Annotated in this window: 1 protein-coding gene and 1 pseudogene; one reads left to right on the top strand and one right to left on the bottom strand. The window is 75.1% G+C overall.

The window, feature by feature from the left end; all coding sequences use genetic code 11:
• Positions 1-1,006: pseudogene (locus tag AC2W7G_RS16400) on the bottom strand (zinc-dependent metalloprotease); the annotation flags it as partial.
• Between the two features lie 125 nt (positions 1,007-1,131).
• Here AC2W7G_RS16400 and AC2W7G_RS16405 point away from each other — a divergent pair.
• On the top strand, positions 1,132-1,375 hold a 244-nt coding region (locus AC2W7G_RS16405; RefSeq protein WP_485869378.1), incomplete at its 3' end, for a molybdenum cofactor biosynthesis protein MoaE.

Consider the following 1,375-nt stretch of genomic DNA (forward strand, 5'->3'; position numbering starts at 1 on the left):
GAGTGGCGGCGCATCGCCTCGGCGAGCGGCACGGCGGCGGGCATGCGGTCCTTGGTGGCCTGGGTGACGACCTCGTCGACCCAGCCCTCGACCAGCGCGAGCATGGTCTCCAGGCGCTGCAGCGCCTGCTCCTGCTGCGGCGTGCGAGCCGGCTCGAACAGCCCGCCCTGCAGCGCCTCGGCGATCTCGTCCGGCCGCGAGGGGTCGAGCGAGCCGAGCTGGCTCTCGATCGCCGAGACGTCGATGGTGACGCCGCGGCCGAAGTCCTCGACCGCGCCGACGAGCTGGGCGGCGAGCCACGGGGCGTGCGCGAACAGGCGCTGGTGCGCGGCCTCGCGCAGGACGACGTAGAGCAGGACGTCCGCCTCGCTGTGCTCCAGGCCCTCGCCGAACGCGCGGACGTTCGCGGGAAGCACCGCGGCGGTGCGCTCGGGGCCGAGCGGCAGGCCGACGTCGGTGGACGACAGCACCTCGCCGGCGAGCGTGCCGAGCGCCTGCCGACCTGCTGGCCGAACATCGCGCCGCCGGCCTGGCTCAGCATGCCGACCAGGGGACCGGCCATCGCGCGGGCCTCGGCGGGCAGCGCGTCGCCCATCGCCTTGACGACGTGCTCGGCGATCGGCTCGACCAGCTGGTGCCAGGTGCCGGCGGTCTGCTCGACCCACTCGGCCTTGCTCCAGGCGACGGCGCGCGTGGCCGCAGCGGGCAGGTCGGTGGCGGTGTCGAGCCACATCTCGGCCAGGCGCAGGGCGTCGTCCACGGCGCTGCGCTCGCCGGCGTGTGGCGACGGGTCGGGGCCGGCGGCGGCGAGCACGTGGCGCGCCACGTCCTTGGCCATGTCGAAGTTCACGTGCCCCTCGTGCGGGGCGAACATGCGCTGCACCTGGTTCATGAGCGCCTGCAGGTCCGGCGTGCCCCCGCCGCCGGTGAACGCCGTGAAGAACTGCTCCATCGGCGTGCCCTTGAAGGGGTTGTCGTCGCGGTCCGGGTCGTGGGGGTCGGCCATGCGTCAACGCTACCCGCCCGCGCCCCGCGGCCCCAGGGGGAACGTCCCCGGTTCGTCCAGGGCGAACACCCCGGGGCTCCGCGGGCTGGGCTTGTCGAACCGAGCCACCGCCCTAGGCTGGCCGGGTGGAACCCCTGGTGGACGTCCGAGAGACGCCGTTGAGCCTCGACGAGGTGTACGACGCGGTCACCGACCCGACCGCCGGCGGCATCGTGCTGTTCGTCGGCACGGTGCGCGACCACGACGGCGGCAAGGGGGTCACGGCGCTCGGCTACGAGTCGCACCCGACCGCGGTGGCCCGCCTGCGCGCCGTCGTCGACGAGGTCGCGCAGGAGCCCGGGCGTCGTCCGGCTCGCCGCCGTGCACCGC

The sequence above is a fragment of the Aeromicrobium sp. PFPM2_SD2 genome (genome assembly GCF_057364525.1).